Source organism: Oceaniovalibus sp. ACAM 378, assembly GCF_008085915.1.
Classification (GTDB): domain Bacteria; phylum Pseudomonadota; class Alphaproteobacteria; order Rhodobacterales; family Rhodobacteraceae; genus Oceaniglobus.
This window is the reverse complement of the sequence record NZ_VSJK01000019.1, coordinates 15405-39342: the sequence shown is the minus strand read 5'-3', so window position 1 is coordinate 39342 and position 23938 is coordinate 15405. Positions and strand designations below refer to the sequence as shown.

At 62.3% G+C, this 23938-nt stretch carries 23 protein-coding genes; 7 read left to right on the top strand and 16 right to left on the bottom strand.

Annotation, left to right across the window (positions count from 1 at the left end; all coding sequences use genetic code 11):
- Window positions 1-33: 33 nt before the first annotated feature.
- Entirely contained in the window at window positions 34-705 is a 672-nt protein-coding gene (gene pdeM / locus FQ320_RS20560) for a ligase-associated DNA damage response endonuclease PdeM (protein ID WP_148475205.1), read from the top strand.
- Between the two features lie 57 nt (window positions 706-762).
- On the opposite strand, the gene FQ320_RS20555 is transcribed toward pdeM, so the two are convergent.
- The 13 genes from FQ320_RS20555 to FQ320_RS25830 all read right to left on the bottom strand — a co-directional run bounded on the left by FQ320_RS20555 (window position 763) and on the right by FQ320_RS25830 (window position 13158).
- On the bottom strand, window positions 763-1308 hold the full coding sequence (locus FQ320_RS20555; protein WP_148475204.1) for a hypothetical protein: 546 nt from the start codon (window positions 1306-1308) through the stop codon (window positions 763-765).
- Between the two features lie 322 nt (window positions 1309-1630).
- Window positions 1631-2221: an MOSC domain-containing protein gene (locus FQ320_RS20550; protein ID WP_148475203.1), complete on the bottom strand. Its 591-nt coding sequence runs from the start codon at window positions 2219-2221 to the stop codon at window positions 1631-1633.
- Between the two features lie 71 nt (window positions 2222-2292).
- Window positions 2293-4212 (bottom strand): ATP-dependent zinc metalloprotease FtsH, encoded by a 1920-nt coding sequence (gene ftsH / locus FQ320_RS20545; protein WP_148475202.1) that lies wholly within the window; start codon window positions 4210-4212, stop codon window positions 2293-2295.
- An 85-nt stretch (window positions 4213-4297) separates the two neighbouring features.
- Entirely contained in the window at window positions 4298-5533 is a 1236-nt protein-coding gene (tilS, locus tag FQ320_RS20540; RefSeq protein ID WP_255509643.1) for a tRNA lysidine(34) synthetase TilS, read from the bottom strand.
- Window positions 5530-6336: a tol-pal system protein YbgF gene (gene ybgF, locus FQ320_RS20535; protein ID WP_148475201.1), complete on the bottom strand. Its 807-nt coding sequence runs from the start codon at window positions 6334-6336 to the stop codon at window positions 5530-5532. Before ybgF ends, tilS begins: the two co-directional genes overlap by 4 nt.
- A 2-nt stretch (window positions 6337-6338) precedes the next feature.
- Window positions 6339-6881 carry a peptidoglycan-associated lipoprotein Pal gene (gene pal / locus FQ320_RS20530; protein ID WP_148475200.1) on the bottom strand — a complete coding sequence of 181 codons (543 nt, stop codon included), beginning with the start codon at window positions 6879-6881 and terminating at the stop codon, window positions 6339-6341.
- Window positions 6882-7018: 137 nt separating this feature from the next.
- On the bottom strand, window positions 7019-8359 hold the full coding sequence (tolB, locus tag FQ320_RS20525; RefSeq protein WP_148475199.1) for a Tol-Pal system beta propeller repeat protein TolB: 1341 nt from the start codon (window positions 8357-8359) through the stop codon (window positions 7019-7021).
- 146 nt (window positions 8360-8505) lie between these two features.
- Entirely contained in the window at window positions 8506-9894 is a 1389-nt protein-coding gene (locus FQ320_RS20520; RefSeq protein ID WP_370513088.1) for a hypothetical protein, read from the bottom strand.
- Complete coding sequence (gene tolR / locus FQ320_RS20515) at window positions 9866-10345, bottom strand: protein TolR (protein ID WP_148475198.1); 480 nt, start codon at window positions 10343-10345, stop codon at window positions 9866-9868. The genes FQ320_RS20520 and tolR overlap by 29 nt, the downstream gene beginning before the upstream one ends.
- 1 nt (window position 10346) lies before the next feature.
- Complete coding sequence (gene tolQ / locus FQ320_RS20510; RefSeq protein ID WP_148475197.1) at window positions 10347-11042, bottom strand: protein TolQ; 696 nt, start codon at window positions 11040-11042, stop codon at window positions 10347-10349.
- Between the two features lie 148 nt (window positions 11043-11190).
- Window positions 11191-11583 (bottom strand): tol-pal system-associated acyl-CoA thioesterase, encoded by a 393-nt coding sequence (ybgC, locus tag FQ320_RS20505; protein ID WP_148475196.1) that lies wholly within the window; start codon window positions 11581-11583, stop codon window positions 11191-11193.
- A 4-nt stretch (window positions 11584-11587) separates the two neighbouring features.
- Window positions 11588-13012, bottom strand: a complete 1425-nt coding sequence (gndA, locus tag FQ320_RS20500; RefSeq protein ID WP_148475195.1) for an NADP-dependent phosphogluconate dehydrogenase — start codon at window positions 13010-13012, stop codon at window positions 11588-11590.
- Window positions 13009-13158, bottom strand: a complete 150-nt coding sequence (locus tag FQ320_RS25830; protein ID WP_187394006.1) for a hypothetical protein — start codon at window positions 13156-13158, stop codon at window positions 13009-13011. Before FQ320_RS25830 ends, gndA begins: the two co-directional genes overlap by 4 nt.
- A gap of 80 nt (window positions 13159-13238) precedes the next feature.
- Between FQ320_RS25830 and FQ320_RS20495 the strand changes: the two genes are divergently transcribed.
- On the top strand, window positions 13239-13685 hold the full coding sequence (locus FQ320_RS20495; protein WP_148475194.1) for a heme-binding protein: 447 nt from the start codon (window positions 13239-13241) through the stop codon (window positions 13683-13685).
- A gap of 122 nt (window positions 13686-13807) precedes the next feature.
- Here FQ320_RS20495 and FQ320_RS20490 read toward each other — a convergent pair whose 3' ends face one another.
- Window positions 13808-14851, bottom strand: a complete 1044-nt coding sequence (locus tag FQ320_RS20490; RefSeq protein WP_148475193.1) for an L-idonate 5-dehydrogenase — start codon at window positions 14849-14851, stop codon at window positions 13808-13810.
- A gap of 94 nt (window positions 14852-14945) precedes the next feature.
- Here FQ320_RS20490 and FQ320_RS20485 point away from each other — a divergent pair, with 94 nt between their 5' ends.
- Window positions 14946-15719 (top strand): SDR family oxidoreductase, encoded by a 774-nt coding sequence (locus tag FQ320_RS20485; RefSeq protein ID WP_148475192.1) that lies wholly within the window; start codon window positions 14946-14948, stop codon window positions 15717-15719.
- 284 nt (window positions 15720-16003) lie between these two features.
- Entirely contained in the window at window positions 16004-17284 is a 1281-nt protein-coding gene (locus tag FQ320_RS20480) for a DEAD/DEAH box helicase (RefSeq protein WP_148475191.1), read from the top strand.
- Window positions 17285-17381: 97 nt separating this feature from the next.
- On the opposite strand, the gene FQ320_RS20475 is transcribed toward FQ320_RS20480, so the two are convergent.
- Together FQ320_RS20475 and FQ320_RS20470 are read right to left on the bottom strand one after the other, a co-directional pair.
- Window positions 17382-17735, bottom strand: coding sequence for a hypothetical protein (locus FQ320_RS20475; RefSeq protein ID WP_148475190.1), 354 nt, complete (start codon window positions 17733-17735; stop codon window positions 17382-17384).
- A gap of 286 nt (window positions 17736-18021) precedes the next feature.
- Complete coding sequence (locus tag FQ320_RS20470; protein ID WP_148475189.1) at window positions 18022-19065, bottom strand: aldo/keto reductase; 1044 nt, start codon at window positions 19063-19065, stop codon at window positions 18022-18024.
- A 118-nt stretch (window positions 19066-19183) separates the two neighbouring features.
- On the opposite strand from FQ320_RS20470, the gene FQ320_RS20465 reads away from it, so the two are divergent.
- The 3 genes from FQ320_RS20465 (at window position 19184) to metG (ending at window position 23935) form a co-directional block, all read left to right on the top strand.
- Window positions 19184-19783, top strand: a complete 600-nt coding sequence (locus FQ320_RS20465; protein WP_370513089.1) for an ImuA family protein — start codon at window positions 19184-19186, stop codon at window positions 19781-19783.
- Window positions 19784-19838: 55 nt separating this feature from the next.
- A complete protein-coding gene (locus FQ320_RS20460; protein ID WP_148475188.1) occupies window positions 19839-22130 on the top strand; it encodes a DEAD/DEAH box helicase in 2292 nt (763 codons plus the stop codon).
- A gap of 74 nt (window positions 22131-22204) precedes the next feature.
- On the top strand, window positions 22205-23935 hold the full coding sequence (metG, locus tag FQ320_RS20455; protein WP_148475187.1) for a methionine--tRNA ligase: 1731 nt from the start codon (window positions 22205-22207) through the stop codon (window positions 23933-23935).
- The last annotated feature ends 3 nt before the right edge of the window (window positions 23936-23938 follow it).

Below are 23938 nucleotides of genomic sequence, written 5' to 3'. Positions count from 1 at the left end.
GCAGCCGCTTCCCGCTTCGTGCACGAACAGAGCATGAACGCGCAACCCTTCACCCTTGCGGGACACCACCTGATTGCCCGCGCCAGCGGTGCGCTGTACTGGCCTGCCCAACGGCTGCTGTGCATCTCGGACCTTCATCTGGGTAAATCCGAACGGATTGCCCGCCGGTCTGGCACATTGTTGCCACCCTATGAGGTGCACGACACCCTGACCCGGCTGGAATCCGAGATCACCGCAACCGAGGCGCGCCATGTGGTTTGCCTTGGCGACAGTTTCGATGATCTGGATTCGATGCTGTCCCTGCCAGAAGACGCGCGTCTGTGGCTGACACGGCTGATGGCCGGGCGGGACTGGACGTGGATCGAGGGCAACCACGATCCCGGGCCGGTCACCATCGGTGGCACGCACCGCGCGGCGCTCGCACTAGACGGGCTGACGTTTCGCCACATCGCATCGGCGCAAAAGGGCGAGATTTCCGGCCACTATCATCCCAAGGCAGTGTTGACGCCCAAAGGACGGCAGGTGTCACGCCCCTGCTTCCTGATCGATTCCGTGCGGGCAATTCTTCCGGCCTTTGGCACCTATACGGGTGGTTTGCGCTGGTCGGATCCGGTGTTCGGCGCGCTGATGGAACCCGGCGCGCGCGCCTACCTGACGGGCGCGGCTGTTCATGTGGTGCCGATGCCCGCGCGGCGTCCCACTTAATCCGGGACATTGTCGGGGCCTGAGGCAAACCAGCACGGGACAACGCCGGAAAAGATCCTATCGCTGTGAAATCTGTGCGTCCACCGCGCCCATTGCCGCCGTCACGCCGCGCAGGGAAAAGGCGGCCATGCCATCCCCATCGCTCGCCGGGCCATAGCCCAGCGTCACCCACGCACCCGGCCGCATCAACGTGACCAGACGGTCGGTCACATCAGCTCCGGTAATGTACAGCGAATCGATTGCATTGTCATCGGGCGTGCGGGACGGGGTCCAGTCGTCAGCGCCCACCGGGATGGCGGTGCCGTCGACACTCAAGGTGACGGCGCGCACATCGGAGTTGATCAGGCCCCGGTCCATCAATTCGACTGTCCAGCCGGAACCCGAGTCGCGGCGCAGCAGGGACAGGCGCGAATCGAAGAATGCGTCGGATCCCGGATTTTTCTGCGTCTGCACCACCCGGCAGTCCCCCGCCCCCGCGTCATTGCAAACGGCGATCCAGTCCCCGTGAAACGCACGCAACTCGCCGTATTCGTGCAGGAACCAGTCATCCGCGTGGGCCGGAGCGGCCAAGGCCAGGGCGAAAGCGGCGGCGCGAAATTTCATGGGCGGTCATCCTGTCAATATCGCCCCTTGGTGGGACGGATGCGATGGCGTGATGCGGGGCTCTGCAGTTTCTTTGCCCGTCAGGGAACCAGAATGCCGCCCGCGGGTTGGTTAGGCAACACGAGGAGTTACACGATGCGTACCGCAACACTCGCAATCCACGGCGGCCTGATATTGGGCCTCACGCTGGCAACCGCTCTTCTGATCTGACGGATTTCCCTCCCGAAAGTTTCTGAAGGTCCGAAAAGGCCGGGCATTACGCCCGGTCTTTTCACGTTTGGAGCCTTTTCACGTTTGGAGGCTTTTCGCGTGTGGGGGTCTGTCAGGTCGGGTTTCCCTGCCATTCGCGCTGATCCGGGATATGCAGGGTCAAAACATCGCCAAGCCGCAGGGTGCCCGGGCGCTCGACCCAAGCGGTCACACCGCGTTTGCCTTTGGCGGCGGATTTGAACCGCACGCCCTGGCCCGGATGCACCATGTTGATCGTCTTGGCCGGAAGCTGGCAAGGTTGGTTCAACATATCGACCGTCAGCGTAGCCCCGTCCGGCCCCTGAAGCCGGGAAGACGGCGGAATATGGGTGAAATCCTCTAACCCCGACACGACCACCGACGCGCCCAACCAAGTGGGATCTATTCGCTCAAGCGCCATTTTGGCTGCTATTTGTTCCAGTTCCTCAGCACTGACGAGTGACAGTTGGCGGGTGTTGCGGATTTCGGTATTGCGTTTGTATTGCGACACCACGCGAGAACAGGACGGGCGCGTGACGCCGCTGTGACAGTCGGGCGCATATCCCCCCCAGTCCAGCGGCATTTCGGTCAACCGGATCGTTTCGATCTCGGAGCGGTCACGGTGCGCCACATGGCCAAGCCACGTGATGCGGCCGGTCAGTCCGGTGGATATCAAGGCTGGCATGGAAACTCTCCCGAGACGGAAACGGCCGCCCGAAGCATTGGGGCGGCCGTAAAAGCTTGATGATCAAGGGATCAGGCGGTCGGTTCAGGCTCCAACCCGCCGTCGGGCGACTTCGGCCGCTTCGTCTTCGGGATCGCGGTGACCGAGGGTGAATTGCCCTGATCGGGCCGGTCATCGTTGTCGTCGCCCCGGTTCAGCGCTTCGCCGTTCACCACTTTCATGATCTCGGGCCCGGTCAGGGTTTCATACTCCAGCAAGCCCTGCGCCAGCCGCTCCAGATCTTCGGACTTTTCAGTCAGGATCCGTTTGGCCGTCTCGTATCCGGTATCGATGATCTGCTTGACCGTCTGGTCGATGATCCGCTGGGTATCTGCCGAATGGGTGGTCCCACCGCCATATGCGCCCAAATGCGATTGCTGCTCATTCGCATAGTCAACGAAGCCCAGTTCTTCGGCATAACCAAACTGGGTGACCATGGCGCGGGCAATCCGGCTGACCTGCTGAATGTCCGATGCCGCACCCGAGGTCACGTTTTCCTTACCAAAGATCAGTTCTTCGGCGACGCGCCCCCCCATCGCCATGGCGATTTTCGAGGTGTACTTGGTCCAGCTGACCGAAAGCTGGTCACGCTCGGGCAAAGACAGCACAAGCCCAAGAGCACGGCCGCGCGGGATAATCGTCGCCTTGTGGATCGGATCGTGCTGCGGAACGTTCAACCCGACGATGGCATGGCCGGCCTCGTGATAAGCGGTCAGTTTCTTCTCGTCTTCGGACATCACCATTGACCGGCGTTCGGCGCCCATCATTACCTTGTCCTTGGCGTTTTCGAAATCTTCCATCACCACAAAGCGGCGACCGATACGCGCGGCGGTCAATGCCGCCTCGTTAACCAGGTTGGCCAGATCAGCACCCGAGAAACCGGGGCAACCACGGGCAATGATTCGCAGATCCACATCGGGGCCCAGCGGCACCTTGCGAGCGTGAACGCCAAGGATCTTCTCACGGCCCTTGATGTCCGGGTTCGGAACCTGAACCTGACGGTCAAACCGGCCAGGTCGCAGCAAGGCGGGATCAAGAACGTCGGGACGGTTTGTTGCCGCAACGATGATAACACCCTCGTTCGCCTCAAACCCGTCCATTTCGACCAGAAGCTGGTTCAGCGTCTGTTCGCGTTCGTCGTTGCCGCCGCCATAACCCACGCCACGGGACCGCCCGACAGCATCGATTTCATCGATGAACACGATGCACGGGGCATTCTTTTTCGCCTGCTCGAACATGTCGCGCACCCGGGATGCACCGACACCCACAAACATTTCCACGAAATCGGAACCCGAAATGGTGAAGAACGGCACACCGGCCTCACCCGCGATTGCACGGGCCAGCAGTGTTTTACCGGTGCCCGGAGGGCCAACGAGCAGCGCACCCTTGGGGATCTTGCCACCAAGACGCGAGAACTTCTGCGGATTGCGCAGGAATTCAACGATCTCTTCAAGCTCTTCCTTGGCTTCGTCGATGCCGGCGACATCATCGAAGGTCACACGCCCATGCTTTTCCGTCAGCAGCTTGGCGCGGGATTTGCCGAATCCCATGGCACCGCCTTTGCCGCCGCCCTGCATCCGGTTCATGAAATAGATCCACACCCCAATCAGCAGAAGGAACGGCAGGAATGTCATCAGGATGGTGGTGAACCCGCTCTGTTCCTGCGCTTTGGCGTTTACGGTGACGTTTTTGTCGATCAGGCGTTCGGTCAGTTGATCACCGTTATCGGGGCGGATCGTGACATAGTCATTGCCATCGGTGCCCCGGAACAGCACCCGCTCGCCGTCGAGAGTGACCGCATTGACGTTGCCGTCATCGACCGCCTGGACGAACTCTGAATAGCTGATCGAACGGGATGAAATCGACGACTGACCGCCTGAAAACAGATTAAACAGGGCCACGACCAGAAGGATCAGGACGGCCCAGAAGGCGAGGTTTCGCGCGTTACCCAAAAGAAAGCTCTCCCAAACTGGCGGGTGTTTTTCGACCCCGGCCGGTGATTGCGTTGACCCTAAAATAGAGACGATGACGATTTCTTCAATGCGATAACAGGAAACGAGTGAAATCGTCGCGGTCTTTCGCCAGTTGTGCGGTCCAATCGCCGTTCAAACCGGCCAAAGGTGCCGCAATCAGTGTGTCATCCCGCCAGACAGCGGGACTGACAATCAAGCTGGGTTGAGGTTGACCGGTTGCGCGCCAGCCGGGACATTTCTGCAACCCTTGTGGTCCCAGTGCTGCCACATGCAGATCTGGCGCATGGGGGCCGGACAGAATCCAGCGGTTGTCCCACGGTTCGCTTGTCGGGCTGCGCAGATCTTTGACGGCGTTGTATTCGCGGCAAAGGCGAATCGTCTCGCCTTCGTGGCTCAACAGGCAACCGGCAAGCGTATCCGCCACCCCATTGCGGCCAAATCGCCGGAGCGCGTCATAGCGCGGGCGATAGCGGCCCGAGGCAATCCACATTACGGCAGCGGCCAGTAGCCGGTTCTGTAGCTCGCTCAAGGCGCTCTCGAGCCCCGCCCTGTCAAAGAGCAGGTCACCCCCGTCCTGAACGACGATACGCGTCGCAAGGGCCTGTGTGTCGTGGCGCAGAACCTCGCGCGCATTTCCCATGTGATTGGCCAAGGTCGCAAGGCGTTCAGGGGTCAGGCCGAGTTCCGACAGATGGGTCTGCATTTGCCGCGCACGCACGCGATCGAATCGCGGATCGTCATTGCTTGGATCGTCGAACCACGAAATATCATTGTCGCGCAGCCAGCCGCGCAAATCCTCACGCGACAAACGCAGCAAGGGGCGCAGCCAGACCGGAGACTGCCCCGAAACCCCGGCCATCCCCGCCAAGCCGTCCACGCCCGAACCCCGCGCAAGACGCAAAAGCACGGTTTCGGCCTGATCGTTGCGGGTGTGGCCGGTTGCCACGCAGTCGATTCCGCGATCTCTGGCCCAGCCGCCGATCAGATCTCGGCGGGCTGTGCGTGCGGCAGATTGCAAATTGCCGCGTCCGTCCCAGCCGGTCCATCGTAGGGTATCATGTGGCAGGTTCAGCGCGCCGGCCCAGATTGCAACCGTCGCAGCCTCTGCTGCCGAATCGCCACGCAAACCGTGATCGATGGTGACAACATGCAGGCGCACCTGCGCACCCTGTGCCCAGCGGGCGGCCAGATGCATCAGGGCAAGGCTGTCGCCGCCCCCCGAGACCGCCAACCCCAGATTGGCAGGCGGTTCATTTTGGAAAATCTGGTCCAGCGCCGTGTGAAACGCCTCTGCGATCACCCGCAGTTCAGACTGACCAAGGCGGTCTGTGCCTCCAGGCTGGCGGGGTCGGACGGATAGCGCGCGGTGACTTCGCCAAGGATTGCACAGGCATCGGCGGGCTGGCCCAGTTCGCCCAGCTTCTGACCAAGTTTCAGCAGGGCCAATGGCGCCTTCGCGCCGTTCGGCGAGCCGGAAAAGGATTCCAGATATGCACGTGCGGCTTCTTCGCCCTGGCCCAGTTCGGCCAAGGCTTCGCCACGGTAAAAATGCGCCTCGCCGGTCAGCGCACCGGCTGTGTAGGTTTCGGCAAAGGTCGCAAAGAGGTCAGCGGCGGCGCGAAAGTCACCTTGATCGAGCACCTCCCGGGCCCGATCAAAGTCTGTCTTTTCACCGACGGCAAGCTCGGAACCGCCCGGGTTTTCGGGCGGAGGCGGAGCGGCGACCGGGACAGCATCGCCGCCTATGGGTTTGGTTTCCCCCAACGCACCGATGTCACAGCCTTCTTCAATCTCGCACACCCGGAACTGAAGGTCGCCGATGCGATTTGTGCCATCGGTGACAACCCGGTTGACCCGGTTCTCAAGCTCTTCGGTCTTGTTGGTCAGACGGCGCAGCTCGGACTCCATCGTGTCGATCCGCTGGAGCGCACTGGTGCCCGACAGATCGACCGACGGGGTGCCGGTGGTGGACAGTTCTCGGCGCAGTTTCTGCACCTCGACCAGCAGGATCGAAAGCTCTTGCCGAATGTCTGCCAGGGTGCTGTCCTGCGCATGCAACGGCGCAGCCAACAGTGTGGTTGCCAGAAGGAAGGCGCGCAACATGGTTACGAAGTCGCCCCGGCGGCGATCACGGTGACCGCGCGGCGGTTCTTGGTGTAACACTCTTCAGTTGAACAGACCTCGATCGGGCGTTCCTTGCCATAGGTTACCGTGCGCAGCCGTCCCGAGGACACGCCCTGACTGACGAGATAATCGCGAGCCGATGAGGCACGGCGCGCGCCAAGCGCAAGGTTATATTCCCGCGTGCCCTTTTCATCGGCGTGACCTTCGATGATCGCCGTATAGGCCGGATTGTTCGACAGCCACAGCGCCTGACCGGCAAGGGTGGCCCGCCCGTCATCGTTCAGCGTGGACGTGTCGTTGGCAAACAGAACCCGGTCGCCGATGGTCTCTTTGAAATAGGCAGGGGATGCGGGATCCAGGCTGCCTTGGCCGATCATTTCGCTGCCCAAAGGCTGGCCCGAGCCGAAGCCACCGTTCGGATCGCCTGCGCCGCCGGGCCCGCCCGCGCCAAAGCGGTTCGCGTTGGTACAGGCGGAAATCGCCAGAACCGAGGTGATTAGCACCACTTTGCCGAGATGTTTCATGAACATGTCCTGTGTCTGCCCGTTCCGGGCGAGTCTAGCATTGAGTTTCCGGTTTGGAAACGGCTGGTGATAGGGGCGCGTGCGCCCATCCGCGGGCTGGCCGTGTGGGCCGGTGGAAAGGTCGGAACCGTCATGGATCATTTAAGCAGTGGCGACCATGCCGGATCGGACGCCGCGCCCTCCAGAGGCACCTTTTTCAGGTTACGACCGGAAATATCGACGGAATACAGCGATGACTCGCCGCCTGCCCCCGAACTTTCGCGCATGAACATGATGACACGTCCATTCGGCGCCCAGGTCGGACCCTCGTCCAAAAACGACGATGTCAGCAGCCGCTCTTCGGATCCGTCGGTGCGCATCACGCCGATGTGAAAACGGCCCTGATTCTGTTTGGTAAAGGCGACAAGATCGCCCCGCGGCGACCAGACCGGCGTGCCATAGCGGCCCGCACCAAAGGAAATCCGCGTCGACTCGCCGCCGTTCGCAGGCATTATGTAAAGCTGCGGTGAGCCGGAACGGTCGGATTCAAACACGATCCGGTTGCCGTCTGGGGAATAGGACGGCGCTGTTTCGATGCTGGGCGAATTGGTCAGCTGTTCAGGCGACCCGCCCGGACGCAGGCGATAGATATCAGTATTGCCGCCTTGGGACGCGGAAAACACCACCGTCTGCCCATCCGGGGCATAGCGCGGTGCAAAGGTCATGCTGTCGGCAGGCACTGGGATGGCGACACGGCTGACGTTCCCCACATCCAACTGATAAATCTGCGGAAATCCGGTCTCATAGCTGGTGTAAAGTATCCGGTCACCGGTGGGCGAGAACCGCGGCGCCAGCACAATGGACGCACTGTCGGTCAGATATTGAACGTTCGCGCCATCGTAATCCATGACCGCCAGCCGCTTTTTGCGTTCGTTCTTCGGGCCGGTTTCCGCCACATACACCACGCGGCTGTCGAAATATCCGCCCTCGCCGGTGATCCGGCTGTACACCGCATCGGCGACTTTGTGCCCCATCCGACGCCAGGCATTCGTGGTGCCCTCCAGTTGCAGCCCCTCACCCATCTGCGCCTCGGAGAACACGTCGAAAACCCGGAATTTGACCGTCAGGCGGCCATCGGGGCTGGCCGATACCGCGCCGGTGATCAGTGCCTGCGCATTGATCGCCTTCCAGCTTGGGTAATCCGCCGAGGGGGAAAAGGTGCTCACCTGAGTGATGAAGGCATCCGATGGAATCTCACGGAACAGGCCGGTGCCCGCCAGATCGGCGGCGATCAAGCGTGACAACTGCGCCGCATACTCGGCCCCGGCGGGGTTTTCTGCGATAAAATCGGGCACGGCAAAGGGCAGCGGTTCGATCACGCCTTCGGTGATGTCGATCCTCAGCGGGCCGTTCTGCGCCGTCACTGCCGTGGCAAGCGATGTGAGCGCAAGGGCCAGCGCAACGGCAAACATGCGAAGCGGAGTGATGAAGGGGGTCATGGCGATCCTCTTTCTGTCGGGATGCGATCCCGGGGCGACAGGGTAACGCCCGTTGGCGCCCTGTGGTCGCAAACAAAGTGCAGGGAATTGAATGTGTGACATCAGTGCAACCCGACGGCGGAAAATGAGAGGTAGGAAATTCAACATCACCGCATCCTCATCCCCGAGGGGTCAAACGTCATTTCGATATTCTGCCACTGGCCGTATTTTTCCGCCGGAAGCGGAAATCCCGAGGAGCCACAGCGGATCACGGCGCGGCGCGCTGCCTCATATGCCTGACGCGCGGCGGTTTCGTCGCCGCCCGAAAATGACAGCATGCGCAGCGAATTTCCCACCGGCGTGCCGTCGCGCTCCATTGACAGAGCCACGATCACCGTCGTGTTCAGCGCGGCAGAGCTGAGCGATCCGACGTTCCAGCATTTCTGCACAGAGACGCGCAGCGCATCTTTTTCGCCCGCGGTCAGCGGTGGCCCGGATGGCTCGGCGACGACAGGCGCCCGGTCGGGCTTGGCGGTGTCGCCGGTTTCGGCTTCGCGCAGCGCTGACTCGATACTGTCGGATCGGGCTTCGCTGCTGTTGCCGGGCGTGCGCGGTGTCTCGGGTTTCGCCGGAGTCTCGTTTTTCACCGGAGTCTGGGGTTTCGCCGGTGTCTGCGGTGCGGCCGGTTTTTCAGGCGTGGCGGCGGCCACCCGTTCGGGGCGCGTCCGGGGCCGTGACGACGTTGTGGGCGCAGTCGCCACTGGTGCGGCTGCGGGGGGTACGGCAGGCTCGTCTGTCGGCTTTTCTGCCTCGGTCACGATTTCAGTCGTCGCTTCCTCGGGCGCCGCGGCGGGCTGTTCCGGTTGCGGCTCCACCGGCGGTTCAGGCGTCGGCTCGGGGGTGACGTCTTCCACCACCTCGGGCGCGGTTTCCACGTCGGGGGGCGGAGCGGGCGTCGGGGTGCTGTCGACCCGCCGGGCCGGGCGGGGCGTGGATGTGGGCGCGACCGGGCGCGTCTCGGCCACCGGCGGTGCCGGAGTTGGCGGCGGTGGCGGCGCCTCGGTCACCTCGGGGTCGGGCAATGCGGCAGGTGGCGGGGTAGGTGCGGGCTCTGGTGCAGGGGCCGGCTCGGGCTCCGGTTCGGGCGCGGGCGCAGGTTCCGGCTGGGGTGTCGGTTCCGGTTCGGGTGCGGGTGTCGGTTCAGGCTCGGGTGCCGGTTCGGGCTCCGGGGCAGGTGCCGGTTCTGGTTCAGGCTCTGGCTCCGCTTCGGGCTGTGCCGGCGGATCGGGGGTGGTTTCGGGCGCTGGCTCCGGCGCCTCCGCTTCGGTTTCGGGCGGGACTGTGCCGGGCTCGCCCTCTTCGGGGCGTGTCAGGGCCGCAAATTCCTCTTCGCTCAGCATGGTGACATTCGCCACCTCGGGCGGGGGGGGCGGATTGGACGCAAACATGCCGCCGAACAACGCAAAGGCGATCAGAGCAAGGTGGGCGGCGCCCGAAATGGTCGTGCCGGTGTTCACCGCAAGCCTCTCAGTTTCCGGTCGAATCGGTGCCGTCAAGGCGCGGTCCGCCGCTCTCGGTCACAAGGCCGATGTCGGTAAACCCGCCCGCGTTCAGCGCGCCCATCACCTGCACCACCCGCGCATAGGGGATCGTCCCGTCCGCGCGCAAAAACACCTTTGGACTGGTGCGTTCGGTTGCGATCGCACGCAACTGGCCAATCAGATCTCCGCTTTCGGTCTCGTTGCTCATCAGCAGAACACGGCCATCGGCGGTCAATGTGACAGTCAGCGGTTCCTCACGCTCTGTCGGCAGCGACTGGGCACTGGTTTTCGGCAGTGCAACCGGCACACCCACGGTCAGCATCGGGGCTGCGACCATGAACACGATCAACAACACCAGCATCACGTCAACAAAGGGCGTGACGTTGATATCGCTCATCGGCTTGCGCTTGCCACCACGGCGACGCCTGCCCCTTCCACCTTCTTTTGCAACGACACCGGCCCCCATGTCAGGCGTCCAACTGGCGCGAAAGGATGGTGGCGAATTCGTCGGCAAAGCTTTCGTAACCGCGCACGATCTTTTCGGAATCGCTGCTCAGTTTGTTATAGAAGATGACGGCGGGAATGGCCGCCAGCAGACCCAGACCGGTGGCCAGCAGCGCCTCGGCGATACCGGGGGCGACGACGGCAAGATTGGTGTTCTGCTGCTCTGCGATTTCGATAAAGGCGTTCATGATGCCCCAAACGGTGCCGAACAACCCGACAAAGGGTGCGGTGGACCCGACCGTCGCCAACAGCCCCAACCCTTTTTCCAGATCCTCGGTCTCTTTCGCGATGGCGACATCCATGGACCGGTCAATGCGCGACTGCGCACCGGGAATCAGCGCACCGTCCTGCCGGTGGCTTCGCCGCCACTCGGTCATACCGGCGGCGAATACGCTTTCTGATCGCCCGGCGGGCTCGGGGCCGACCTTGTCAAACAGTTCATCCAGCGGCTCGCCCGACCAGAAAGCCGTCTCGAACCGGGTCTGTTCACGCCGCGCACGGGCAAAGATCAGGTGTTTCTGAATGATGGTTGCCCAGGCCCAGAACGACGAAATCAAAAGCAGGAGCATCACCAGCTTGACCGTCAGGGTTGAGCGGGCAAAAAGCCCCCACAGCGAAAAATCGATTTCTTGCGCGAGCGCAAGCGTTTCCGTTTCCATGTTACCTGCTCATGCTTATTCGACCGCTCTACGTCGGCCTTACAAGCTGAGGAGTCTAGACGAATGCAACAGGGAAATCCAACACCATCGCGTCACCATCCCGTCAGAACGTGGCGTTTGCGTGATCGGATGAAATGTTCCGGCCGGTTCAGCCCCTTGATCGGCGGAGTTCCGCCGGAAGCCGCACCGGACGCCCCGCCATATTCATCGCCACCAGAACCACACGGGCGGTGAACAGAACGCAGTCACCGCGCCGCACATCCTGAGCGAGAGTCAGCCGGACCCCGCCGGTTTCGGCCAATCCGGTCTCAACGGTCAGCAGATCGTCGAACCGGGCGGGTGACAGATAATCGGCCTCGATCCGGCGCACGGCAAACACAATGCCATGCTGTGCCCTCAGCGTCACCTGATCGATACCCAGAGCGCGCACCCATTCGCTGCGCGCGCGCTCGATATATTTCAGATAGTTGGCGTAATAGACGATGCCCGCCATATCGGTGTCTTCGTAATAAACCCTGACATCGAAACGGTGCGCCGTCATCGGATCAGGACGATCCCCATGGCCCGTGGAACCCCTTGCCGTCGCGATCAGTCCGCTCAAACCCATGCGCGCCAAAGAAATCACGCTGGCCCTGAATCATGTTGGCGGTGCTTCGCGCGGTGCGCATCATGTCGAACCAGTTCAGCGCAGCAGCCAGCGCGGGCACAGGCAGACCGTGCGCCATCGCCGTGGCCACGGTCTTGCGCAGCGCGGGCGTGTGAGTCTCGATCAGATCGCGAAAGAACGGCGCGAAGATGAGCGTGTCGTCGGGCGCTTCGGTCAGCGCTGATGCCATGTCGTTCAACATCGTCGAACGGATGATGCACCCCTCACGCCAGACGCGCGCCACCTCGGGCATGGGCAGCGACCAATCATAATGGGTGGATGCCGCGTGAAGCAGTTCGAACCCCTGCGCATAGCACATGATCTTACCGGCGATCATCGCGCCCTCAAGCGTGGCATCGTCCAGCGCGCCATCGGGCAGTGTCATGGGCGCGGCACCGAATACATCCTGACCCCGCGCGCGCAACGCCACGCGCGATGAAGCATTGCGTGCGAACACCGCCGCCTCGATCACCGGGATGGCGGAGGCCAGCACCTGCGCTTCGATCACTGTCCAGCGGCCCGTGCCCTTTTGACCCGCCGCATCAAGAATGATGTCGAGCATGGGTTCGCCCGTGTCCGGATCCGTGGCATGGGCCACCTTGCCGGAAATCTCCACCAGATAGGATTGCAGCACACCGTCATTCCAAGCCGCGAAAGTGTCGCCGATCTGTGCGGCCTTGTGCCCCATGCCATCACGGAAGATGCCGTAAACCTCGGCGATCATCTGCATGTCGGCGTATTCGATGCCGTTGTGCACCGCCTTGACGAAATGCCCTGCCCCGCCAGTGCCCATCCATGTGGCGCAGGGCTCACCCTTGTATTTAGCCGCGATGGCCTCAAGCATTCCCGAAACGCGGTCCCAATGTTCTTTCGGGCCACCGCCCATGATTGCGGGACCGTGGCGCGCGCCCTCTTCGCCGCCCGAGACGCCCATGCCGATGAACGGCACGCCCTGTTCCACAGCCGCCGCCGCCCGGCGGTTGGTGTCGTGGAAATTGGCGTTGCCCGCATCGATGATCAGGTCGTCGTCGTTCAACAACGGGCGCAGGGATGCGATCACCTTGTCCACCGGATCGCCCGCATCCACCATCAGGATGATCGCGCGTGGGGTGGCCAGAGCGTCAACGAAGCCTTCCAGCGTTTCGGCCGGGGTCAGGCGCTCGGCCAGTGCCGGTTCATTGGCCTTTGTGTGGGCGATGAAATCGTCGGTCTTGGCCGTGGTGCGGTTATAGACGGCCAGCGGCTCGGCGTTTTCGGCGATGTTCAGCGCCAGCGCGCGCCCCATGGTGCCAAGGCCGATCAGGCCGATACGCGGTTTGGTCATGGTTTCTGGATCCCTCGGCAGTTGAGTAAAGTGGCATAAAGGCTGGTCATTCCAAGGATGGGCAGCCGGTGTTTCGTCTGCACCCCGAAATGGTCGTTGGATACGATCTGCATATCGCGGGCCGGATAGGGGAATTGCAAGCTCATGGTCTTGTTCCGTGCTGGCCCTTGGGCATGGGTCTTGGTATCGCTGTGACGATCAAGGGTAAATGCGAAAAGGGTATATCATGGCGGACAACACTGGCTCGGGCGGAGCATTCACGGCGGGCACGACGCGGCTGACACATGCGGGAGTGCTGGCAATGCTCGCGGCTGCTGCCGACAAAGCCGAGGCGATGGGACAGCACCAGTGCATCGTGATCGTCGACGCCAGCGGCGTATCTTTGGGCGAGTTGCGGATGGACGGCGGCAAATACCTGAGCCAGAAATCCGCCCGTGCCAAGGCGCGCACCGCAGCCAGCATCCGCGCACCCAGCGCCAATGTCCCCGAGGCGATCCGCGCCGGAATTCCGGCCGCAACCGAAGGTGACGTGACCGCTCTGCCCGGTGGCCTGCCCATCGTGTTCGACGGCGTGGTGGTCGGCGGGATCGGCATCGGATCGGGCTCGGGCGTGCAGGATGTCGAAGTGGCCAACGCCGCCCTGTCCGCCATCGGTGCCGATCTGTTCGAATAAGTCATATACTCGGCGATTGTCGGGAAAGTGCAAGGCAGCGGTGAATTTCATTACCACACTGCTTTGCAATACCAAATTTGTGCAATTCCATACCGGACGAAAATGGCCAACCTCACAACCCGTCAATTCAGCGCGATCTGCACTTTCATCGCGCGACTGCGGTCACCGGCCAGATCGAATGCAGCCACAGCATCTTCCAGCGGCAGGGTGTGAGAGATCAACGGCTCGACCTTGATCAGCCCCTTTTGCATCAATGCAACACCGGTATGAAACTCCTCGTGAAAACGGAATGATCCGGTCCAGCGGATTTCCTTGGCCGTCATCGCCTGCAGAGGCAGGGTCATGTCGCCACCCATCCCGACCTGCATGATCGCCGCACCGGGGCGCAGGGCATGCACCGCGCCGGCCAGGGCAGCAGGCGAACCCGAACACTCGAACAACACGTCGAATTGCCCCTTGTCTGCATGCCAGGGGGCCAGTCCATCAGGATTTTCGCGGGTGTTCACCGTGGTGTCCGCACCGCTCAAGGATGCCATGCCAAGCGTGTAATCCGAAAGATCGGTTGCCACGATTTCTTCGGCGCCCGCCCGCCGGGCCGCCAAAAGGCACAGAATGCCGATCGGGCCGCAGCCGGTGATCAGCACCCGCTTGCCAAGCATTTCACCCACGCGCCGGACGGCATGCAGACACACAGCCAGTGGTTCGGCCATGGCCGCCTGCGCCGGAGTGAGCCCGTCAGCCGGGGCGCATTGTGCCGCATCAGCAATCAGATGTTGCCGGAACGCGCCCTGAATATGCGGAAACGGCATCGCCGAGCCGTAAAAGCGCATATTAAGACAATGGTTGTGCTGACCCCGGTCGCAGAACCGGCAGTCGTGGCAGGGGCGCGACGGCGATACGGCAACCAGTTGCCCCACCGTCAAATTCGACACACCGTCACCCAAGGCTTCGATATGGCCCGAAACCTCATGCCCCAGAACCATCGGCTCTTTCAGACGCACCGTGCCGAAACCGCCGTGCTGGTAATAATGCAGATCCGATCCGCAGATTCCTCCGACCGCCATCTTCAGCCGCACCTGCCCCGGGCCGGGTTCACCGACATTCTGCTGCTCAATGCGCAGATCCTTCGCCCCATGGGCAATAATCATCCGGGTTTCGATGGCCATACGACAGCTTCTCCGACGTGGTTGACAGGGTGTGTTACCGTTATCATAAGTGTCCCGAAACCGCATTGTCGAGATCGAAATAGGGGTGGGTCGGATGACCGAAGGTTTGGAAATGTTCGCGCTGACGGGCAAGCGCGCGCTGATCACCGGTTCGTCGCAAGGCATCGGTTTTGCATTGGCGCGCGGTCTGGCTGCCGCAGGAGCCGAAGTGGTGATAAACGGACGTGACACCGGCAAGATGAACGCGGCCGCCGAACGTTTGCGCGATGGCGGCGCAACGGTGCACACCCTTGGTTTTGACGTGACGGATGCGGCGGCGGTCGGCTCGGCCATCAACAGCTTCGAGGCCGACCACGGTGCAATTGATATCCTGGTCAACAACGCAGGCATGCAGCACCGCACCCCGCTTGAGGATTTTCCGCCCGAAGCCTTCGAGTTGCTGATGAAGACCAACGTCACCTCGGTTTTTCTGGTCGGTCAGGCGGTCGCACGGCACATGATCAAACGCGGCGCTGGCAAAATCGTGAACATCGCATCGGTCCAGACCGCGCTCGCCCGCCCCGGTATTGCACCGTATACGGCGACCAAGGGCGCGGTGGCCAACCTGACCAAGGGCATGGCAACCGACTGGGCGAAATACGGGTTGCAGTGCAACGCCATTGCGCCCGGGTATTTCGACACGCCCCTGAACAAGGCGCTGGTCGATGATCCGGCATTTACCGAATGGCTGTCCAACCGCACCCCGGCCGGACGCTGGGGCAATGTCGGCGAGCTTGTCGGCGCCTGCGTCTTTCTGTGCTCGGGCGCATCCAGCTTTGTGAACGGGCATACATTGTTCGTCGATGGCGGGATCACCGCGTCGCTTTGACCGCAGGCGCGACGCAAGCGATCGCTTGACTTTCCGCAGCGCAGCAACGATATCCCATGCAACCGCCGCCCCTGCCGCGTGAGCAGACGATTCCTGTTGGGATCACACGGGCCGCGACCATTCCAGTTTCCCACATCACGCAGGGGGGCAGCATCAGGACGGCCATAGGGCAATACGGCCCCGCTGTCAGTTCCGGATGCAACCTCGCCGACGCCGCCGGATTCCGGTGGCGCGTCCCGTTTCATGCGGCCGGGCAAAAGTCCTGTCGCGACAAAGGATATCCTATGGATTTCGACATGCTGGGCCTGTCGCCCAAGATCGTCTCTAACCTCACCTCTCTTGGCATCACCGAACCGACGCCAATTCAAAAACAAGCCATTCCCCATGCCATGAACGGGCGTGATGTGATGGGTCTGGCTCAGACCGGAACGGGCAAAACTGCTGCTTTCGGGCTGCCGCTGATCCACGCGCTCAGCTCGATCGGCGCAAAGCCAAAGCCGAAATCGGTGCACGGCCTGATCCTCGCCCCTACGCGTGAACTGGCCAACCAGATCGCCGAGAACCTGCGCAGCTATACCGGCGGATCGCATCTGTCGGTGGCTATTGTCGTCGGCGGTGTCAGCATCAACCGACAGATCAACCGACTGGAACGCGGTGTCGACCTTTTGGTTGCGACACCCGGACGTCTGATGGACCTGCTGGACCGGCGCGCGGTTTCGCTGTCGGAAGCGCGGTTTCTCGTGCTCGACGAGGCGGACCAGATGCTCGACCTTGGGTTTATCCATGCCCTGCGCAAAATCGCGCCGCTGTTGGCAAAAGAGCGCCAGACGATGCTGTTTTCCGCCACCATGCCCAAGCAGATGAACGAGATCGCATCGGCCTATCTGACCGATCCCATCCGCATCGAGGTCGCCCGCCCCGGCCAGACAGCCGACAATATTGAACAATCCGTGCATTATATCGCCCAAACTGAAAAGCAGACCCTGCTGATCGATCTGCTCAAAAAGCACCCGGGCGAACGTGCTCTGGTCTTTGGACGTACCAAACACGGCAGCGAAAAGCTGATGAAGAACCTCGATCGTGCCGGGCTGTCGACCGCATCGATTCACGGCAACAAAAGCCAGGGTCAGCGCGACCGCGCCATCGCCGCCTTCAAGGCCGGTGATATCAAGGTGCTGGTTGCAACCGACGTGGCCGCCCGTGGGATCGATATCCCCGAGGTGATGTATGTCTATAACTACGATCTGCCGAACGTGGCCGAAAACTATATTCACCGGATTGGCCGCACGGCCCGGGCCGGAGCCAGCGGACAGGCAATCGCATTCTGCGCGCCGGACGAGATGTCATACCTGAAAGACATCGAAAAAGTGGTGAAACAGAAGATCGACGTGGCCTCCGGCCGCCCGTGGGAGGTTCCCGCCGGCATGAAACCTGCAGGCAGCCAGCGTCGTGGCGGCGGTGGTGGCGGCGGTGGCAAGCCGCAACATGGCGGCGGGCGCAAACCGATGGGCGCAAAACCGGCGGTCAGCGGCGCACCAAAGCGGCGCCGTCGTCGCGCGGCCTGACCGCGTCTCGCGGTCACTTCACCGCATTACAACAGTATTGGCTGTCCCCACGGGGGCGGCCTGCAAGCTCCTTGCCACACCCCGCTTTGTGCGTACCCTAGGTCTGGCGTGTCAGATATCCGACAGGAGCGGTTTCGCTGCGTTCGAAATCGACAGGGGCGGTGCCCGTCACCGGCCTGTTGTACTTGAATTCGCAGACGAGTTCTCCGTTGTCCTCGGCGCTGGCCACGACCAGACAGCGGCGCAAGTGTTTTGCGCCATCGTAGATGTCAACCAATCCGCGCATGGCAGGTGCTTCGGCTGGATCAAGGCTGAACCCCGTGTCCCAATATCGAAGGATGGTGAATTGGTGTCCGCCGATGTCGACGCGCATTCGACTTCTCCGCCCGCGCGCCGCATTCTGCGCGGCGACCAGACCATCGCGCACATCCTTTGGTAGAAATTCTTCCATCGCATTCCCCCCAGCCGATTCTTACCTACATTCAAGATGCAGCAGCTTAAGAATACGTCAAGTTTTTCGGCCAATCGGGCAGAGATCCTGCGATATATTCTCGCCAGATCGCCAGATTGCCGACCTTGGGCTGCAATATATGCCGAAGATGGGTCTGGTCCTTATCCCGCAGCATCGAATCACCGAGCGCGCTCAACGCAAGCGACAGACCTGTCCGGCGATTCCGCCATGCATTGGCAGATCGCCGGAGCCGACGATCCTGCGCCATAGGGGACGGCATCGCCATTCAGTACGGCATCGGATGCGCTTTGTGTGCCTCTGCAATATCACTCAGCACCTCGGCGCTCAGCGTGACATCAAGACCGGCCAATGCGGTGTCGAGTTGTTGCAGCGTCGTCGCGCCAAAGATCGGAATGGTGCGGAACGGACGCGACCGGGTCCAAGCCAGCGCCATGTGCACCGGGTTCAGCCCATGCTTTTCAGCAACCTTGATATAGGCATCGACAGCGGTGAACGCCCGATCGGTTTTCCGCCCGCCAAGCTCGGCGTTCAGCGACATGCGGGATCCGGTCGGAATATCGCCTTTCTGATACTTTCCGGTCAACAGTCCTGCTGCCATAGGTGAAAATGCGAGTAATGTGATATTTTCATGGTGGGCCATCTCGGCCAGATCGCTGTCGTACTGGCGGCAGAGCAGCGAATATTCGTTCTGCATCGTCGCCACTCGGGGCCCGCCACTGGCCTGTGCGGCATCCAGCCATTTCATCGTGCCCCAGACGGAATCGTTGGACAGGCCAAAGGCGCGGATCTTGCCCTCGGTCACCAGCGCGCGCGCGGTGTCCATGATCTCGGCCATGTGATCCAGCGTTTCCTGAGTGTTCTGACCCGATGGATCGAATCCCCAGATCTGGCGAAAATGGAACGACCCGCGGTTGGGCCAGTGCATCTGGTATAGATCAACGTAGTCGGTGTTGAGCCGCTTCAGTGACCCATCGAGTGCGGCGCGCATCGTTGCGCCGGAAATCGGTTGGCCTTCGCGCACGAATCGGTCGTTGAACCCGCTGCACTTGGTGGCCAGCACGATGTCGTTGCGCCGCCCGGTCTGTGCAATCCAGGCGCCGATTACCGATTCGGTTTGCCCGACGGTTTCTTTTGCCACGGGGTTGACCGGATACATCTCGGCGGTATCGATGAAATCGACCCCCCGTTCCAGCGCGCGGTCGATCTGGGCATGGGCCTCGGATTGCGAAGTTTGACTGCCCCAGGTCATCGAGCCAAGGCAGTATTCCGACACCATGATCCCCGTGCCGCCCAGTTCCAGTCTGTTCATCGCATCCTCCTTATGGCCGGACACACAAGTATCGCCTGACGCGGCGAAGGCAAGACTGGATCCGTGCCAATCCGGGGTTGGGAACATATCAAGAACATGCTAGGGATGTGGGATGAATATCGCATCCTCTCTGTTGTCCCGCAGGCCAAGCCGGGCCGATGACGGGACCGGCTTTCTTGGCGATCTGACCCTGCGCACGGGGCGGGTGCATGAATTCTGCGGGACGGCGCGGCGCACGCTGGCGATGATTCTGGCAGGGAAAACTGCTGGCCCGGTGTTCTGGATCGCGCCAAGCTGGGCCGTTGGCGGCCCCAACCCTGACGGATTCCACACCTTTGCCGACCCGTCGCGCTTTACCTTCGTGACCCCGCGCCGGCCCGAAGATCTGCTGTGGTGCATGGAAGAGGTGCTACGCGCCGGGGTGGTGCCGCTGGTGGTGGCCGACCTGCCCGCGCCCCCGGCGATGACCCCGGTGCGCCGCTTGCACTTGGCGGCGGAAACCGGGGCGGCGGCGGGCGGCACTGCCCCGTTGGGCATCCTGCTGACGCCCGAAGGCGCCGCACCGGGCATCGAAAGCCGCTGGTCGCTGACCCCGCGCCACGATGGCGATACCACCGACCGGTGGCACCTGACCCGCCTGCGCGCCCGCACCGCTCCCGAGGCCGCCTGGCCGCTGATCGCCGCGCCCAGCGGCACCCCGCCCTGTCTGGGAGGATGATGCGTCGGCCAAGGACAGGTGCCGATCACCCTATACAATGCCGTCCGATAGGCGTATGCCGCACGCTTCCCTGTCTCAGAAAGCCCCGCCTGTGCTCAAGACTCTTGCCGACGCCCTTGCCCTTCGCGGCTATGACACGCTGACCCCGGTGCAGCAGGCGGTGACCGATTCCGCACTGGATGGCGCCGATCTGCTGGTCTCGGCGCAGACCGGATCGGGCAAGACGGTGGGCTTTGGCCTGGCCATCGCACCGACAATCCTTGAGGAAGACGGACGGTTTGCCCCCGCCGCCGCGCCGCTGGCGCTGGTCATTGCCCCCACACGCGAGTTGGCGATGCAGGTCAAGCGCGAGCTTCAGTGGCTTTACGCCAGCACCGGCGCACAGATCGCATCCTGCGTCGGCGGCATGGACGCGCGCGACGAACGCCGCGCATTGGACCGGGGCGCGCATATCGTCGTCGCCACCCCCGGCCGTTTGCGCGACCACATCATGCGCGGCACGATGAAAACCGGGGCTTTGCGCGCCGTGGTGCTGGACGAGGCGGACGAGATGCTCGACCTCGGCTTCCGCGAGGATCTTGAGTACATTCTGGGTGAAGCACCCGAGACGCGCCGCACCCTGATGTTCAGTGCGACAGTGCCCAAGGCAATCGCCACACTTGCAAAAAACTATCAAAAAGACGCTGTTCGCGTGTCGACCACGGCCGAAAAACAGCAACATTCCGACATTACCTATCAGGCGATGACCGTCGCCGCCGAAGATGGCGAAAACGCGATCATCAACGTGCTGCGCTATCACGAGGCGCCCAATGCGCTGGTGTTCTGCAACACCCGTGCGATGGTGAACCGGTTAACCACGCGTTTTTCCAACCGGGGCTTTCCGGTTGTGGCTCTCTCGGGCGAGTTGACACAGGGCGAGCGGACCCATGCATTGCAGGCGATGCGCGACGGGCGGGCCCGGGTCTGTGTTGCCACCGATGTGGCGGCGCGGGGAATCGACCTGCCGAACCTCGAATTGGTGATCCATGCCGATCTGCCGACCAACTCGGAAACCCTGCTGCACCGTTCGGGACGTACCGGACGCGCCGGGCGCAAGGGGATCAGTGTACTGATCGTACCGCCAAAGGTGAAAAAGAAGGCCGAGCGCCTGCTGGCCACCGGCAAGATCAAGGCCGAATGGACCGTTCCCCCCAGTGCCGATGAAGTGCGCGAAAAGGACGAAGACCGTCTGCTGACCGATCCCGTCTGGGACGAGGACATCACCGAGGCCGAGGCAACCTTTGCCGACCGCCTGCTGGCTCTGCACGGTGCCGAACACATCGCCGCTGCCTATGTGCGCATGTTCAGCGCACGTCAGGGCGCGCCCGAGGATCTGGCCGATCCGGGTGCCCCGCCGCCGCCCCGCGCGCCTTTCGGCCCCTCGGTCTGGGTGTCGATCAACGTCGGACGCACGCAGAATGCCGAGCCCCGCTGGATTCTGCCGATGCTGCTGCGCGCCACCGGCATGACCCGCGAGGATGTGGGCGCGATCCGCATTCAGCAGGCGGAAACCTTTGTCGAACTGCGGCAGGCTGCGGCGGGCACTCTGGCCGCTGATATCTCACTGGAAGGCGGTGCACGGATCACCCGTCTGGCACAAGCGCCCGATCTTGCACGCGGACCGCGCCCGGCATCACCCCGGTACGAGCGGCCTCAGTCTGCGCCAAATGACGCAGCATCCGCACCCGCACCCGATCACAAACCGCGCGCGGAATACAAACCCCGCAGTGAGGGACCGAAAAGCTGGAAAGACAGCGACGCTGCGCCGGCAAAACCGGCCACGGAAAAACCGTGGTCACCCGTTGGCGACTCCGGTGCCGAAGCGCACACCGGGTCTGATGGCGACACCGGCCGGGCTTCGCATGGCAAACCCGCACGGGCGAGCGGCCAAGAGGATACAGCGCACAAGCCATATTCCGCGAAACCCGCGGGTAAGCCCTATGGAAAACCGGGTGCCAAACCCGGCGCCAAGCCGTTTGGCAAACCCGGTCCCAAACCCGGCGTGAAACCTTGGCAGAAGCCCGCAGACAGCGCCGCTCCGGGCGAACGCACCGCCAAACCCTTTGGCAAACCGGGCGGTAAACCCGCGGGCAAATCTTATGGCAAGCCGGGCGAGAAACCAGCGGGTAAACCCTTTGGCAAACCGGGCGGCAAGCCAGGTGGTAAACCCGGTGGCAAGCCTTATGGCAAACCCTCGGATGGCGCAAAACCAGGCGCACGCCCCACGGCGAGTGACACATCCAAACGGTTCTCGCCGCCAAAATCTGCCGGACGTGGTCCCGACGGCTCACCCAAGCGCAAGGGCTGACACCGCAGCGCGATGGCTGGCCCTTGGCCACGCGCTGCGCTAACACCACCCGGCAAACGGCAAAGGCGCAAGACATGGCACGCATCCTGATCACTTCGGCGATTCCCTATATCAACGGAATCAAGCACTTGGGAAATCTGGTGGGCAGCCAGCTTCCCGCCGATCTCTATGCCCGCTACATGCGCCAGCGCGGCCATGAGGTGCTGTTCCTCTGCGCCACCGACGAACACGGCACACCCGCGGAATTGGCCGCCGCCAAGGCGGGCGAACCCGTGGCTGAGTTCTGCGCCAAAATGCACGCTGTTCAGTCCGAAATCGCCGCCGGGTTCCGCCTGTCTTTTGACAAGTTCGGACGTTCGTCATCGCCGCAGAACCGCAAATTGACCCAACATTTCGCGGGCAAGCTGGATGAGGCCGGGCTGATCGGTGAAGTGTCGGAAAAGCAGGTCTATTCCATCACCGATGGTCGGTTTCTGCCGGATCGCTATATCGAAGGCACCTGCCCCAACTGCGGTTATGACAAGGCGCGGGGCGACCAGTGTGAAAACTGCACCAAACAACTGGATCCGATCGATCTGATTGAGCCGCGCAGCGCGATTTCCGGATCGACCGACCTTGAAGTGCGCGAGACAAGACATCTTTACCTGAAACAGTCGCAGATGCGCGGCGCTTTGACCGAGTGGATCGAGTCCAAGACCGATTGGCCGATCCTGACCACCTCGATCGCCAAGAAATGGCTGAACGACGGTGAGGGCTTGCAGGATCGGGGCATCACCCGCGATCTGGATTGGGGCGTTCCCGTGCGCAAGGGCGATCAGCCCTGGCCGGGGATGGAGGGAAAAGTGTTCTATGTCTGGTTCGACGCCCCTATCGAATATATCGCCTGCGCCGCCGAATGGGCCGAAGAAACCGGGCAGGACGATGCCGCCTGGGAACGCTGGTGGCGCACTGACCGGGGCGCGGATGATGTCCGATATGTGCAATTCATGGGCAAGGACAACGTGCCGTTTCACACCCTGTCTTTTCCCACAACAATCATGGGTGCCAACAGGATAGAGGGTGAAGCCTGGAAGCTGGTCGATTACATCAAGGCGTTCAATTACCTGAATTATGATGGCGGACAGTTTTCAACGTCTCAGGGCCGCGGCATCTTCATGGATCAGGCCCTATCGATCCTGCCCGCCGATTACTGGCGCTGGTGGCTGCTGTCCCATGCGCCCGAAACCTCGGACAGTGAATTCACCTGGGAAAATTTTCAGGTCAGTGCGAACAAGGATCTGGCCGATGTGCTGGGCAACTTCGTGTCACGAATCACCAAATTCTGCCGCTCGAAATTCGGCGAATCTGTGCCTGACGGCGGCACTTTTGGTCCCGAAGAACAGGCGCTGACCGAGGCGCTGACCGCCCGCATCCGCGCCTATGAGGCACATATGGAGGCGATGGAGGTCCGCAAATCCGCCGCCGAATTGCGCGCGATCTGGTCGCTTGGCAACGAATACCTGCAATCCTCTGCACCCTGGACGGCGTTCAAGACCGATCCCGATCGCGCCGCCGCCATCACCCGCCTGTCGCTGAACCTTGTGCGGATCTATGCCGTCCTGTCACGCCCCTTCCTGCCCGATGCGGCTGCCGAAATGCTGACTGCGATGCATACGGAGGATGACAGCTGGCCTGACGACGTGCCCGCCGCGCTTGCCGCCCTGCCCGCCGGTCACGTCTTCACGGTGCCCGAAGTCGCGTTCAGAAAGATCACCGATGACGAGCGTGACGAATGGCAGGCGCAATTCGCGGGCACCCGCGACTGAACA